Source organism: Clostridium sp. OS1-26, assembly GCF_030915445.1.
GTDB lineage: Bacteria > Bacillota > Clostridia > Clostridiales > Clostridiaceae > Clostridium_AM.
On the sequence record NZ_CP133264.1, the window covers coordinates 4,981,871 to 4,996,924 of the forward strand.

The following is a 15,054-nucleotide window of genomic DNA, read 5'->3' on the forward strand; positions in this document are numbered from 1 at the left end:
AACCTTAAATTGGAATTTAACCATACATCTTCTTCATCTCTATTTCTGATATAGTATCAGATAAAACATTAATTTTGCCCGTTTTTCGAAAGCCATACTTATAATATAGATTATATGCTCTTTCATTATTATCTAATATCCACAATATTGGTTGACTTTTACACTTACTAATTGCAAATAATAATAATTTGGTTCCATATCCTTTGTATTGTTCCTTTGGTAATACATATAGATTTTCAATAAGACTTTCATAAATCGATACAATTCCAACTGAATAGTTTTCAATCAACATATATACCTCTTTGCCAAATTCAATCTCCTGACGTAAGTATTCTATCTGATTTTCAACATTATGCTTTTCAATAAAATCTTTACTACAAAATGCTTTATGTGAATTTTTCCATGATAATGAATGAATCTCTGCTGCTTCTTGAATATTTTTTTCTGATACTCTTATCAACATTTCAGTTTCCTCCAAAACAATCTGTTGTTCAAATTACTATTTGTCTAAAGATTATATGAATAGTCTTTACTTCATTTACCACTTCGACAACACTTTTTAAATAAAATCTTTATATGCTTTAACTTCTTGTTATTAGCCTAATATATATCAATGATGGGAAGTTTTTAGTTAGTTTATTGCAATTTCAATGCTGTCAGATGATAGTGGCAGTATTCATAAAACTTACCTTAAGTATATCTATTGTCTTGTTCCTGAAGCATATTCACCAGGGCAGATATCCATCACTTCTCTAACCGGTTGAATCAGCGATTCCTCATATTGGCATCTCCATCTAACTGCTCTGCTCATCTTTCCACCTTCAAGTCCATCTATAGTTTCACCATTCTTTACTGGTGCATTTGCAGTAAATATATATGACGCTACATTATAAGCATGTCCCACTATATCATCTGGATTTAAATTATGAAAATGATACTGAACATCAGGCAATCCTATGGCATATAATCCTAAAGTGTCTACCAACATATCTTCTGTATTCTGAATATTAAAGAATCTCACATTTACACATAAATGTGTAAACTTGTCTTCATCCTTCACCTTGTTATTATTTACTTGCTCCGAAGTTAGTAATTTCCCAGCCGATGGAACCCAAATTGCTATACAACTTGGAAATAAGCTTAGCGCAACCTCTAACCACCCAACCAACAGTTCACATCTTTCTTTATATTCCATAGCAGCTGCCATCATATCAGAAATAATCAGCCTATATTTGCAACTATCTAGCAGTTCTTCATTATCTTTTACATCCCATAACTGTGTCCTATCGAATTCACTAATAGTTTCTTGTTTGAATGATTGAACTTCCATCATCAAAACCTGTGGAGGAATAGAGCCCTCTTTAAACTTTGCTGTATATTTTTTCACTGCAAAGGAAGTCAGACTTTTATCTCCTGATACAATATCTATATTGCCAAACTTTCTATTTAAGGCTTCCTTAATAATATTTGCCTCTGGTTTATTTGGTTTATCACAAAATAAAAGATGAATTTGAAATAGAGATTGAAAATCCGCATTTTTATCTAACTCCTGTTTCAATACTTTATCTTTTTTAAACCTATCAAATAATCCCATTTTATTTCTCGCCCTCCTAGCTAAGTTTATAAAATTTATTTTTTGTACTTCCCATTATAGACATAATAACTGTGTTATACCTTGCACTCTCTTATACCATTATTCTACAAATTGTAATAATTTCCTTTAAATTAGTATACTTTTTAGCTAAAAATAAAGAAATCTACAATCAAATTAGTTTGTAGATTTCAATCATTTTAAGTTAGTAAATTGCTAATTTTCTATCTAATACAAATATTATTTGTATACAGATTTTATAAATAATTTTTACTCCCAGTTTTAATAAATTTACGAAGTATAACTTAGTAATGTTTAATATCAATTCTTGTGTTCAACATACTCAACTATAGTGCCATCTAAATGTTGTACAGCCATATTCATTCCTGTTGGAACTTCTTCTAAATCTCTAATAATTGTAGCACCATTACTTAATAAAAAATCTTTAAATTCAATAATAGAATCTACTAAAAATGTTGCTTGTGTATCTTTAATTGGCTTTAATTCTTCATCAGAACCACTTATAATCAAAATGTTTCCAACTTGTGCTAATTCTAAATTTATTTGAGAATACTTAAATTTCAATTTGCATTTTCATTTAATACTTTTTCACTGAAGAAAGCTCCTCAAATTGAGGTTTAGGCTCAGTTATCTATAGAATTATTATAATCTGAGTCAACAGCCGAGTTTTTTTGTTCATATTTCGTAATAAGTATGGCTGATGCAATAGCTGTAATAGGTATAGCCAAAATTAAACCTATGCTCCCTGCTAATGCTTTTAGTATTTCTGCTGCAATAATATCTTGATTAATTGCAGTAGAAATTGATGTAGTATACGAAGCTATCATTATTATTATATACATGGCCCCTCCTACATAAGCAAGTATAAGTGTATTGGCCATAGTTCCCATAATATCTTTTCCTACATTCATTCCAGACTTAATAAGTTCTTTCTTAGTCATTTCTGGCTTTGCTTCTTTAATTTCTTTCATAGCAGAAGCTATGGACATACTTACATCCATTACTGCTCCTAGTGCACCCATAATTATCCCAGCAAAAAGTAACCCTTTAAAATTAAAATTAGGATTCTGTATTGTATAAATTACTGACTGAATTTCATCATCAGTAAGACCATTTACTCTTATAATTGAATTAGAGTAAATTGCGATAGTTCCTGCTATTAATACACCACCAGAAGTTCCAATGATTGCAGCTAAGGTTTTTTTATTTCTTCCACTTACTATAAAAAGATTTATAACAATTACAAAAATACATATAATCACAGAAACTATAATAGGGTTATACCCCTTCATAATTAATGGAATAAGAATTTTAGTTACTGCTAATCCAGTTATAGCTAGCGTTACTACAGATTTTATTCCCTTTACTCCACCAATTAGTATTAGCAAAATTATAAAAACAGCACTTAACTTATATAAATATTTATATCTAACAATATCATAGATATAGGCGCTAGTTATCTTACCTTTTGTATCTTGATCAATGTTAACTAACACTTCATCTCCAACTCTTGCAAAACTTTGGGTATTATTCTTGTCATCAGTAGCGTTTCCGTCTACAAAATTTTCGGCTGTAATAACCTGTCCTTTAAGTTTACCAGATGAAATTCTAATATCCGCATTACAGTATCTTTCTCCATTATTATCTGTTTGTATTCTATCAAAATAAATTTTAATAACAGTTCCATGTATTGCTGCAGCGTCACTATCGACCTTAGATATATTATTCTCTTTATTTGCTTTTGGCCCATCATAAGCCTTTGCAACAGTACCTGTTATAATTAGTATAAATAGCATTACAACAATTATAATATTTTTATTTATCTTGCGTATTTTTATCATCTTTTTCTTAAACTCCATTTTCTAAATAATAAATTTCTTTCCAAAATATTTTATTAAAGTGCACTTTATCAAATTTGGTTAGTTATATTTTATATTTTTCCTTTCCACGGTATCCTTCTAGGTACTATAATACATAAATGTGTGTGCTTGTAAAACTAATACTTGCATTTTAAAATAATAACATACCCAAATAGTATAAAGCTATAATAAATATAAAATTAAAGTGAGGTATAATAATGAAAGTATTACTCATTAATGGAAGTCCTAAAGCTAATGGCTGCACTTATACTGCCCTAACTGAAGTAGCAAAAGAGTTAGAAACTAAGGTCATTGAAACAGAAATTTTTCATGTTGGAAGCAAACCTATTCGTGGTTGCATGGCTTGTGGTGGCTGCTCCAATACTGACGGTCTATGTGTATTTGATGATGATTCTGTGAATGTTGCTTTAAAGAAAGCTAAAGATGCTGATGGTTTTGTTTTTGGTTCCCCTGTACATTATGCAAGTGCATCTGGACAAATAACATCCTTTCTAGACAGATTTTTCTATGCTGGAAATGTTTTTCAATATAAACCTGGTGCTGCAATTGTAAGTTGCCGACGCGGTGGTTCAACAGCAGCTTTTGAACAGTTAAATAAGTATTTTACCATTTCAAATATGCCTATTGTATCCTCCCAGTACTGGAATATGGTTCATGGAAACACTCCTGAAGAAGTAAGACAAGATCTCGAGGGAATGCAAACAATGAGAACACTAGGTAAAAACATGGCTTGGCTTCTAAACTGTATACATGCTGGTAAGGAAGCGGGAATTAAATTACCAGAAAAAGAAACTCGAGCTGTTACTAATTTTATACGTTAATACCCTAAGAGCCAATAAAAAACTATTGGCTCTCTTGTTATTAATACTATTTATCCGATGACTACCCGCTCTAATACTCCCTCGCACTCTGTGAAAGCGACTATCACCAAATCACAGATTTGGGATATCTGCTTTTCTAAAAGAGGGAGTAAAGAGCGGCTACATCCCTGGATTCGTTCAGCTAAGAATCAGATGGGGTTAAAACCCCATCTGATTCAAGTTTCACTTTATTAAACAGTTCTTCTCCTGCAATCTTTAAATTATAGTTTATCAACTATTGTATTCCATGTTAACTCTAGAACTCCTGTCATATTTGATGGTTCATTTGAAACGTAGGTAACCACTGCATTTTTATCTGGCAGCATTACTACATATTGTCCATACAATCCATCCATTCGATAGGAATTAGGGTATGAATTGATCCATATTTGATAACCGTAGCCTTGCTTGTGATCAACAGTTGCAAAATACTCATTAAATTCAGATGTATCAATTTGGGATTTTGTAGCCTGTGCAATATAATCTGCAGGTATAAGCTGTTTTTCCTTCCATACACCATTATTAAGCAGGAGCTGGCCAAATTTTGATAACTCTCGTGCTGTTAAATATAATCCTGAACATCCAAATGGTATACCATTTACATCAGAATCCCATTGTGGCTCAGGTATTTCTAATGGCTTAAAAATACGAGGCATTAAATATTCTTTCAAACTATATCCAGTTGTAATGCTAATAAGCTTTGAAAGCATATAAGTTGCAGCATTATTATATAAAAAATGTGTACCCGGTTCAAAAACAACAGGCTCCTCAAAGAAAAGCTTGCTAATATCATGAAGTGGCTTGTTTTCCTTCATTGCTTTTTCCACAGGACATCTTGCATGTCCTGTACCCATACAAAGCAAATCATGAATGGTCATTTTCTTCAAGTTATCATTTATCTGTATAACATCATCTGCAAAATAATCTACGACTTTGTCATTTAATCTAAAATATCCTTCCTTTTCTGCAATACCAATTGCCATAGATGTAAATGTCTTACTTACAGACCATAAAAGAATTGATTTTTCTTCTTCAAAATCATGTTCAGCAATTATATCCCCATCCTTTCTTACAACTACATTAAGAACGTGAAGATTTTGTATTTTAACTGATTTAATTAAATCATCCAATATATAATTTTTCATTTTCTATTCTCCTAATATTCATATAATATATTTAATTTTTACTAATAAAATTATAACTTTATTCTTCCTACTTTATCTAGTTCGTAAATAATTCTGTAATAAAATTGTCTACACATTACAATACAAAGCTTAAAATGAAAAATGGATAGATATAATAGGTTATTGTTACAAATTGTAATTTACACAAGAATGATATATAATAAAGCCAAAATATTATTACAACTATAATGAGTTACGAGAAAATAATTTGGAGGCATGAGCATGGGAAAAAGGGATTTTTCTGATTTAGAAGATCAAATTAAAGATACATTAAAAAATACATTCGACGCTATAGATTTTGCTAGAATAAAAGATGATATTAATAATAAAACTGAGAGCACTTTAAATGAAGTAAAAACAAATTTAAAGAATAAGTCACAGCATTTTAATGAAAAAATCAAAAATAAAGGGTATTATAAATTTAGAAATATTACAGATGTAACCTCAAAGGACAAAAATGAAGTACAAATGTATATTTCTAAAAGACCAGCCGGAAGCATATCGGGAATACTTTATATGATATTTGGATTTATAGGCTGCGCAGCATTTGGTTCTATGTTAACTATATACTCAATATTTACTTCTTTTCTTATAGCTTTTTCTGAGGCTAATTTTATTACTTTGGGAATTCTGTTTTCTTTTTGTATTCTGCATGGGCTTAGCTTTAAGAGGTGTGCATTTAAGAAAAAGAGTAAAGCGTTTTAAACAGTATGTAAGAACCCTAGGTAGTCAAAATTATTGTTCCATAGAAGAATTAGCTGCATCCATAAAAATGAAGAATAAATTTGTTGTAAAAGATTTAAGGAAAATGATTGACTTAGACATGTTTCCTCAAGCACATATTGACGATAAACAGACCTACTTCCTGTTAAATGACAAAGTTTATGAGAACTATTTGGATTCACAAGAAGCTCTTAAGCATCGTAATGAAGAGGAATTAAATGAAGAAATAAATGATCCAGAAAAAAAAGAGTTAAGATATGTAATTGAACTTGGAAAGAACTATATTGAGCAGATAAAAAGTGTAAGTGATGCTATACAAAAAGAAGAAATCTCAACAAAATTGCATAGACTTCAAAATATTGCGAGCCAAATATTTAATTATGTAGGGAATAATCCTAAAAAGCTGCCTGAGGTTAACAAATTTACTAATCATTATCTTCCTATAACTTTAAAGTTAGTCAATGCATATAAAGAGCTAAATGACCAGCCAGTTCAAGGTGATAATATAAAGAATGCAAAAAATGAAATTGAAAAAACCATAGATACTATAAATATTGCTTTCGAAAAGCTGTTAGATGATTTATTTGGAGAAGTAGCTTTAGATATTTCTACAGATATTTCTGTACTTGAAACACTGTTTACACAAGAAGGACTTACTAAAAATGATTTTGAAAAATAATATTAAAACAAAAAGGGGAAATTGAAAGTGAATAACGAATTCAAAGAAAATATTGATGTGGTACCAAGCTTAACCTTTGAACCTTTTCAAGAGGAAGCTCCTATTGTTAAGGTAAAAGAGGAAAATACACAGGGGGAAGTTCTTGATGATAGCTATTTAACAGAAGAAGAAAAAAAGATGGTGGATGAATTTGTTAATAAAATTGACATAACTAGCTCAAATTCAATTCTACAGTATGGAGTAGGTGCTCAAAAGAAAATTGCAGACTTTTCCGAGACTGCTTTAAATAATGTAAAGACTAAGGAATTAGGTGAAATAGGTGAAATGCTCTCTAATGTAGTAGGCGAGCTAAAAAACTTTGATGCTTCAGAAGAGAAAAAAGGCTTTTTAGGCTTTTTTAAGAAAACTACGGAAAAGTTTTCTCATATGAAAGCAAAGTATGATAAAGTTGAAGGAAATATAAACAAAATTTGCACCACTCTTGAAAAGCATCAGATACAACTTTTAAAGGATATTGCTATGCTTGATAAAATGTATGAAATAAATAAGGTATATTTTAAAGAGCTTTCTATGTATATCTTAGCTGGAAAAAAGAAACTTGCAAAATTGGAGAAAGAAGAGCTTCCTCTCCTAGTTGAAAGAGCAAAAGCCAGTGGACTTCCTGAGGATGCACAGGCAACAAATGATTTTGTAGCCCTTTGTAACCGCTTCGAGAAAAAAGTTCATGATTTGGAGCTAACTAGAATGATTTCTCTTCAAATGGCTCCTCAAATTCGCTTAGTTCAAAATAATGATTCTTTAATGTCTGAGAAAATACAGTCTACTATTGTAAATACTATTCCTCTTTGGAAAAGTCAAATTGTACTGGCTCTTGGAGTTGCCCATTCCAGCAATGCAGCTAAAGTTCAAAGCGAGGTAACAAATATGACAAATGAACTTTTACGTAAGAATGCAGAAACTCTTAAAATGTCAACTATAGAAACAGCTAAAGAATCTGAACGTGGAATTGTCGATATTGATACTCTTCGTCAAACAAATGAATCATTAATTTCCACTCTTGATGAAGTGCTTCGTATACAAACAGAAGGACGTCAAAAACGTAAAGAGGCTGAAGTAGAACTTCAAAACATTGAGGAACAATTAAAAAATAGACTTTTAAAGCTTAGGTAATAATAAAAAGTATTTCTAGGGTTACAAGACCGAAAATTGACTTACACCCCGGACTATGTTTCCAAGCTTCAGTCCGTTAAAAACTTTTAGTCAGTCTAAAGCTTGTGTTTTAGACGACCTAAGGACCTTCGAGAAACTCGCTGTGCTCAGACAACTCGAAGGTGCTAAGGTTGTCTTAAAACCCTTCACTAAGACTTACACAAAGTTTTTAAATCTACCTTCAGCTTTGGAAACATATCCCTTTGTGTAAGTCAATTTTCTAGTTTGGAACCCTATATATTTTTTTTAAAAATGTATAGGGTTAAAAATTGCTCTCTTTTTTTCTTATAGCTTCTTTCAATGTATGCCAAGCAAGCACCGCACATTTCACTCTAGCTGGCATTGTAGAAATATTTTTAAGAGCAATTGCGTCCTCTAATTTTTCTAGCTCTTCATCATCGGTAACTTCTTTTTTTATCATACCTATAAAGGTGTTTACATATTCTAATGCTTCTTCTTTTGACTTTCCTTTTATAAGGTCTATCATCATTGAGGTAGATGCCTGAGATATGGCACACCCACTGCCTTCAAAGGCTGCATCTTCAATGATATCTCCATCAAATTTTAGTGATAGAGTTATATCATCTCCGCAGCTTGGATTGTGCCCTCTCTCTGCACAATCTGCATGTTCTATATGTCTCTTATTGTGTTTACTTTGGTTATGCTCCATAATTATTTCAGAATATATTAAATTAAGATTCTCCATACCCTAACCACTTCCTTACACTTTTTATACTCTCAATAAATTTATCTACCTCTTCAAAGGTATTATAGAAGTAAAAACTTGCTCTTGAAGAAGCTTGAATTCCTAAATACTTCATAAGAGGTTGTGCACAGTGGTGACCAGCTCTAACTGCTACACCATAGCTGTCAACAATACTTGCAACATCATGTGGATGAACTCCTTCTATACTGAAAGACACAATTCCACCTCTATTACTCATGTCCTTAGGTCCATAAATAGTTACATAAGGTATTTCCTTCATTTTACTTAGGACGTACTCTGTAAGTTCTTTTTCATGTTCTGCAATGTTATCCATTCCCACAGCTTCTAGGTAATCTATAGCTGCACATAAAGCTACAGCTCCCTCAACATTTTGTGTACCTGCTTCAAACTTAAAGGGAAGTTCAGCAAAGGTTGAATCCTGCTCTGTTACATACTCTATCATGTCCCCTCCTCTCAAAAACGGAGGCATCTTTAAAAGAAGTTCTTCTTTTCCGTATAGCACTCCAATTCCCATTGGAGCAAGTGCTTTGTGTCCTGAAAATACAAAGAAATCTGCATCTAAGTCTGTTACATTTACTTTCATATGAGGTACACTTTGAGCTCCGTCAACAACAACAACAGCTCCTTTGCTGTGGGCATACTCTACTATATCTTTGACAGGATATATAGTTCCAAGTACATTAGACATTTGTGCTACAGCTACAAGCTTTGTCTTATCAGTAATCTTTTCCTTATACTCTTCTTCTGTAAGTCTTCCATCTTTATTAATGTACATATATTTTAAAGCTGCGTTTTTTGCTTTTGCTACCATTTGCCAAGGTAAAATATTGCTATGGTGTTCTGAAATAGCAACTACAATTTCATCTCCTGGCTGTATAAAAGCCATTCCGTAGGTATAGGCTATCAAGTTTAGTGATTCAGTAGCATTTTTTGTAAATATTATTTCACTAGCCTTCCCAGCTCCAATGAAATTTTTAACCTTCTCTCTAGCTCCTTCGTATGCATCTGTTGCTGCTACACTTAAATAATGGGCGCCTCTGTGAGGATTCCCGTTAATCTTTTCATTATAATCTGTTATTGCCTGTATAACGGATTTTGGCTTATGTGTTGTAGCTCCGTTATCTAAATAAACTAACTTTTTGCCATTTATATCTATAGAGAGGATTGGAAAATCCTCTCTTATTTTATTCACATCAATCTTACTCATCTTTACCCCTCCTATAGGAAATCCAGGATTCCAAGCTAAAAAATCAATTTCCTAGACTATTCTCCTTCTAAGTTCCTCTAATAAAAATTCTTTAAGTTCTTGTACCGGTACTCTATCAAAAATAGGGCTGAACTTAGCCTCCACTACAAGTTTCTTAGCTTCTTTCTCATTAAAGCCCCTACTCATTAAATAGAATAATTTATCCTCATCCATCTGCCCTACACTAGCTGCGTGCGCTCCTTCTACATCATCTTCCTCGCATAGAAGCATTGGCACTGAATCGGTTTTTACTGTAGGATCTAGCAAAAGTACATCTTCATCCTGTGCTCCTTTAGCCTTTGATGCACCCTTTTTAAAATCTATATTACCTTTAAACAATTTCTTTGCTTTATCCTTCAATACACCTTTGATTTCCATGTTACTTTCACTTCTTCTACCGCTGTGGTTTACAGTGTAATAAATGTCCTGCTTTCTAACTCCATCTACAAGGTATGCAGAATGTAGTTCTGAGGAGCTATTATCCCCTTTTAGATTAGTAACATAGTTAGTAACATTTATTTCACTTCCTATTTCAACAGTAACCCAGTTTACCTTTCCATCTCTTTCTACAAAGGCAACATTAGAGTCAAAATGAGTTGATTTATCATTCATTCTCTGTATTTTAACTATAGTTACTTCCGAATTTTCTTTTGCGAAAACTTTTGTTACACCGTTATGGAAGACCTTATTTTCTGCTAAAACATCACTCTTAATCTCCATGTCTGAGTCATTTATACTGTAGTCCATAACAACAGTAACTTTACTTCCTTTTTCTGCAATAATAATATTATGATCTATCACTGTAGGATTTTCTCTATCCATTACAAAGTTAAGCCTAATAGGTGAAGCAACAACATGATTTTCACAGGTTCTAAGGAACACGCCGGAATTAAAGTTATATTCACCTAAAGCTACAAATTTATCAGATACTCCAAAGCTTTCCTTCAAATTTATAAATTCATTTATGTCCTTTACTACTTCTAAAGCTTGTTTTGTTTCCAAAACCAATGCATTATCTAAAGTTCCATCTTCAAAGCTTAAATATTGTTTATTAAAAGCTTCCATTGTTGGAAGTGCAAACTTTTCTAGATTAAAGTTGTTTACCTTCAAATAACTCCAAGCAGGAACCACAGTTTGATTTAACTTATGCTCCTTTTCGCTGTTTACTGCATTTAAAATATCTACAATGTCATCATATTTATTCTTTGACAACTCTCTTATAGTACCATTCATTTTTTGCTCCCCTCCTTAACCTATAGTTCCTTCTAGTTCTAGTTTTATTAAGTTATTCATTTCAACTGCATATTCTAGAGGAAGTTCCTTTGCTATAGGTTCAACGAATCCTCTAACTATCATAGCTTTTGCATCTTCTTCACTTAACCCTCTACTCATTAAGTAGAATATAGCCTCATCACTTATTCTGCCTATTTTTGCTTCATGACCAATATCTATATTGTCATTGGCAGCACTTATAACTGGTACTGTATCTGATCTTGACTCATTATCAAGCATCAAGGATTCACAGGATACAGTAGACTTTGAATGATGTGCATTTGGAGTAGCACTTAAAAGTCCTCTATAAACAGCAACTCCTCCATTTTTAGATATAGACTTTGAGTTTATTGTTGAAGTTGTATAGGGTGCTGCGTGAACAACCTTAGAACCAGTGTCTAAATGCTGTCTTGCCCCTGCAAAGGTAACTCCAGTAAACTCTGACCTAGCCCCTTCTCCTCTTAAAATACTCATCGGGTAAAGCATAGATACTTTTGATCCAAAGGAACCAGATATCCATTCAATAGTTCCATTTTTATCTACTACAGATCTTTTTGTATTTAAGTTATACATATTTCTAGACCAATTTTCTATAGTACTATATCTGAGAGTTGCTCCCTCTTTTACAAATAACTCAACACAGCCTGCATGTAGGTTATTAACATAATACTTTGGCGCTGAACATCCTTCTATATAGTGAATCTTCGCTCCTTTTTCCACTACAATAAGAGTATGCTCAAACTGTCCTGCCCCTGGGGCATTTAGTCTAAAATAGGACTGTATTGGTATATCTACCTGAACACCTGCAGGTACATAAACAAAGGACCCACCTGACCATACTGCACCGTGCAGAGCTGCAAATTTATGGTCACTTGGTGGCACTAACTTCATGAAATATGGCTTCACTAAATCCTCATATTCCTTTACTGCAGTTTCCATGTCCATATAAAGTACACCTTGGCTTGTTAGCTCTTCGCTTACATTGTGATAAACAACCTCTGAATCATACTGAGCACCTACTCCCGCTAGTGACTCCTGCTCTGCCTTTGGTATTCCAAGAAGATCAAAGGTCTTTTTTATATCCTGCGGTACATCCTTCCAATTATGCTTCATGTCAGTGTTTGGTCTGATGTAAGTCACTATATTTTCTACATCTAAATCCGTTAAATCCGGCCCCCAGGCTGGCATAGGCATGCTGTTATATATCTCTAAAGACTTAAGTCTAAAATCTCTCATCCACTGAGGTTCATTCTTTTCCTCAGATATTTGCTCTATTATTTCTCTAGTTAACCCCTTTTCTGTCTTGTAGCTATATTTAAAATCATTTTTTATATCGTAAATACCTCTTTCTATGTCATCAATATAAGTTTTCTTCTTCTCCAATTTACTCCACCTCTTTTTCTGAATATGGTTTTGCTAAGTTTCAAGCTTACTTATCTAACTCAGCTCTTATCGCATCATATCCACTTTCCTCAATTTCTCTTGCCAATGACATGTCTCCTGTTTTAACAATTTTTCCATCCATTAAAACATGAACATAATCAGGCTTTAGATAGTCTAGTATACGATTATGGTGGGTTATTATTAGAATTGAATTTTCTTCATTTACAAGCTTGCTAACCCCTTCTGCAACAATTCTTACAGCGTCAACATCTAACCCTGAATCTGTCTCATCTAATATAGCAAGTTTAGGTTCTAGCACTGCCATTTGAAGTATTTCATTTTTCTTTTTCTCTCCACCAGAAAATCCTAAATTTAAATATCTTTGAGCATAACTCTCATCCATCTTTAGAAGTCTCATCTTTTCCTTAAGTACTTTTCTAAACTGTATAATGTTTTGAACTTTTCCTGCAACTGCACCTTTAGCTGAGCGCAAGAAATTCTCTACAGTTATCCCCGGTACTTCTTCTGGGTATTGGAAGGACAAGAAAATTCCCTTTCTTGCTCTTGCATCTACTTTTAAATCATTGATTATATCTCCTTCAAAGATCATTTCTCCATCTATAATTGAGTATTTTGGATGGCCCATTAATGTATTTGCAAGAGTAGATTTTCCAGCGCCATTAGGTCCCATTATTACATGAATTTCACCTTTTCCTATTTCTAAATTTAATCCTTTTAATATTTCCTTCCCTTCAACAGAAGTTTTTAAGTTATTTATTTTCAATAGTTCATTTTTCATTATTATCTCTCCTTATATATCCGAGTATTTCACTCTGATTTTAAATCAAAAAAATTTACACAATAATTTTTCCCAATGACTAACTGTTTTTCCTTTACAATAATCCTCTTTATATCCGAGAAGATTACTCTGATTTCTCTTTAGCTATATTTTACTACTTAAAACAAAAATAATCAACATCAAATTAAGGATAATTAATATCAAAAAATAATAATTGACAATTGATAATAATAATTGATATGATTTTAAAGGTAAATATTTTGACTATCAAACAAATAATCGCAAAAAAGTACATACTACTAGGAGGAATCAACATAATGAAAAATCTTTATAAAATTAGCTGGTATGCAGATCGCATATCGCCTTATTTACCTGAAAAAGCATTTAAGCCAGTACCTACTCGTCTCTTTGGAGGGATTGCTTATTTAATTGCTATTACTGCAGGGTTTCTTGCAATTGATTTATTCAATTTAAATCCATTGTTTAATTTTTTGATTTCAATTGTTTTGGGATTCAGTTTTGCATCTATAGGCTTGTTGGCCCATGAAATTCTACATGGTACTGTGGTAAAGAAACCTTGGCTCAGAAATCTACTAGGTGCAATTGGATTTTGGCCCTTACTCATTGGACCTAGACTTTGGATTAAATGGCATAATATGAATCACCATGCCTACACTCAGGACGATGATATGGACCCTGATGCATGGATGAGCATCGAGCAGTTTAATAATAGACCTTTTATAGGTTGGATATACCGTCTACCTATTGCATTTCGTTCTTTGTTTAGTTTTACCTTTTTAACTGTTTCATTTACGCTGCATTCTACTAGAATGTTCTTTCACTATATAAATGATTTTAAGCCAAATAAACGATTAGTTGTTTGGATACAATTCATTTTACCTTGGACAACCTCAATAGGATTGCTCTTTTACATAGGTCCTGAAAAATGGCTGTTCGCTTATTTGATTCCAGCACTTATTGGGAACTTTATAGTTATGGCTTATATTTCAACTAATCATCGATTAAATCCTCTTGTACCAGTTAATGATCCTTTAGTTAATAGTCTTACTGTTACAGTACCTGGATGGTTGGATGTCCTTAACTTTAATTTTTCTCACCATACAGAACATCATCTTTTCCCTAGAATGAATCCTAAGTACTATCCTTTAGTGAAGGAACAAATTAAAAAAATGTGGCCGGAGCGTTATCATGAGATGCCTCTAGGAAAGGTATTAATTTCACTTTGGAAGACACCTAGAGTTTATTATAATAATACGGAATTAATTGATCCACACAAAGGGAATATCTATGGCTCTTTAGGAAACGGATTCGATCCTAATAATGTTAAATATCGTAAAATATAAACTGAAAAAAGTAATTTTAGGATATCTAATCTTAAAATGATCCAAAAGAAATGAAGCAGGCCCTTTTAAAATTAACTGAACCCATGGCTTTAAGTGCCATGGGTTTAACTATCCTA

The 15,054-nt window shown here is 32.5% G+C and carries 15 protein-coding genes; 5 read left to right on the forward strand and 10 right to left on the reverse strand.

Annotated elements, in window-relative coordinates; all coding sequences use genetic code 11:
* Window positions 1-16: 16 nt before the first annotated feature.
* The 4 genes from RCG18_RS24720 to RCG18_RS24735 form a co-directional block, all read right to left on the reverse strand.
* The gene (locus RCG18_RS24720; RefSeq protein WP_308038634.1) at window positions 17-463 is read right to left on the reverse strand and encodes a GNAT family N-acetyltransferase; all 447 of its coding nucleotides are present in this window, start codon (window positions 461-463) and stop codon (window positions 17-19) included.
* Window positions 464-700: 237 nt separating this feature from the next.
* Window positions 701-1,594 (reverse strand): DUF4261 domain-containing protein, encoded by an 894-nt coding sequence (locus RCG18_RS24725; RefSeq protein WP_308038635.1) that lies wholly within the window; start codon window positions 1,592-1,594, stop codon window positions 701-703.
* 318 nt (window positions 1,595-1,912) lie between these two features.
* Window positions 1,913-2,176, reverse strand: a complete 264-nt coding sequence (locus tag RCG18_RS24730) for a VOC family protein (RefSeq protein WP_308038636.1) — start codon at window positions 2,174-2,176, stop codon at window positions 1,913-1,915.
* A gap of 59 nt (window positions 2,177-2,235) precedes the next feature.
* A complete protein-coding gene (locus tag RCG18_RS24735) occupies window positions 2,236-3,453 on the reverse strand; it encodes a YibE/F family protein (RefSeq protein WP_308038637.1) in 1,218 nt (405 codons plus the stop codon).
* 236 nt (window positions 3,454-3,689) lie between these two features.
* On the opposite strand from RCG18_RS24735, the gene RCG18_RS24740 reads away from it, so the two are divergent.
* Window positions 3,690-4,313: a flavodoxin family protein gene (locus tag RCG18_RS24740; RefSeq protein ID WP_308038638.1), complete on the forward strand. Its 624-nt coding sequence runs from the start codon at window positions 3,690-3,692 to the stop codon at window positions 4,311-4,313.
* Window positions 4,314-4,573: 260 nt separating this feature from the next.
* Here RCG18_RS24740 and RCG18_RS24745 read toward each other — a convergent pair whose 3' ends face one another.
* Window positions 4,574-5,497, reverse strand: a complete 924-nt coding sequence (locus RCG18_RS24745; protein ID WP_308038639.1) for a serine hydrolase — start codon at window positions 5,495-5,497, stop codon at window positions 4,574-4,576.
* Window positions 5,498-5,758: 261 nt separating this feature from the next.
* Here RCG18_RS24745 and RCG18_RS24750 point away from each other — a divergent pair, with 261 nt between their 5' ends.
* The 3 genes from RCG18_RS24750 to RCG18_RS24760 all read left to right on the forward strand — a co-directional run bounded on the left by RCG18_RS24750 (window position 5,759) and on the right by RCG18_RS24760 (window position 8,108).
* On the forward strand, window positions 5,759-6,241 hold the full coding sequence (locus RCG18_RS24750; RefSeq protein ID WP_308038640.1) for a hypothetical protein: 483 nt from the start codon (window positions 5,759-5,761) through the stop codon (window positions 6,239-6,241).
* Window positions 6,242-6,308: 67 nt separating this feature from the next.
* Entirely contained in the window at window positions 6,309-6,938 is a 630-nt protein-coding gene (locus tag RCG18_RS24755; protein ID WP_308038641.1) for a 5-bromo-4-chloroindolyl phosphate hydrolysis family protein, read from the forward strand.
* 27 nt (window positions 6,939-6,965) lie between these two features.
* A complete protein-coding gene (locus tag RCG18_RS24760; protein ID WP_308038642.1) occupies window positions 6,966-8,108 on the forward strand; it encodes a toxic anion resistance protein in 1,143 nt (380 codons plus the stop codon).
* Between the two features lie 301 nt (window positions 8,109-8,409).
* On the opposite strand, the gene sufU is transcribed toward RCG18_RS24760, so the two are convergent.
* The 5 genes from sufU to sufC are packed head-to-tail and all read right to left on the reverse strand — an operon-like array spanning window position 8,410 to window position 13,574.
* The gene (gene sufU, locus RCG18_RS24765) at window positions 8,410-8,853 is read right to left on the reverse strand and encodes a Fe-S cluster assembly sulfur transfer protein SufU (protein ID WP_308038643.1); all 444 of its coding nucleotides are present in this window, start codon (window positions 8,851-8,853) and stop codon (window positions 8,410-8,412) included.
* A complete protein-coding gene (locus tag RCG18_RS24770; protein ID WP_308038644.1) occupies window positions 8,840-10,081 on the reverse strand; it encodes a cysteine desulfurase in 1,242 nt (413 codons plus the stop codon). Before RCG18_RS24770 ends, sufU begins: the two co-directional genes overlap by 14 nt.
* 51 nt (window positions 10,082-10,132) lie before the next feature.
* Window positions 10,133-11,353, reverse strand: a complete 1,221-nt coding sequence (gene sufD / locus RCG18_RS24775) for a Fe-S cluster assembly protein SufD (RefSeq protein WP_308038645.1) — start codon at window positions 11,351-11,353, stop codon at window positions 10,133-10,135.
* Between the two features lie 15 nt (window positions 11,354-11,368).
* A complete protein-coding gene (gene sufB, locus RCG18_RS24780; protein WP_308038646.1) occupies window positions 11,369-12,775 on the reverse strand; it encodes a Fe-S cluster assembly protein SufB in 1,407 nt (468 codons plus the stop codon).
* Window positions 12,776-12,821: 46 nt separating this feature from the next.
* Window positions 12,822-13,574 carry a Fe-S cluster assembly ATPase SufC gene (gene sufC, locus RCG18_RS24785; protein ID WP_308038647.1) on the reverse strand — a complete coding sequence of 251 codons (753 nt, stop codon included), beginning with the start codon at window positions 13,572-13,574 and terminating at the stop codon, window positions 12,822-12,824.
* A 317-nt stretch (window positions 13,575-13,891) separates the two neighbouring features.
* Here sufC and RCG18_RS24790 point away from each other — a divergent pair, with 317 nt between their 5' ends.
* On the forward strand, window positions 13,892-14,938 hold the full coding sequence (locus tag RCG18_RS24790) for an acyl-CoA desaturase (RefSeq protein ID WP_308038648.1): 1,047 nt from the start codon (window positions 13,892-13,894) through the stop codon (window positions 14,936-14,938).
* Window positions 14,939-15,054: the final 116 nt, after the last annotated feature.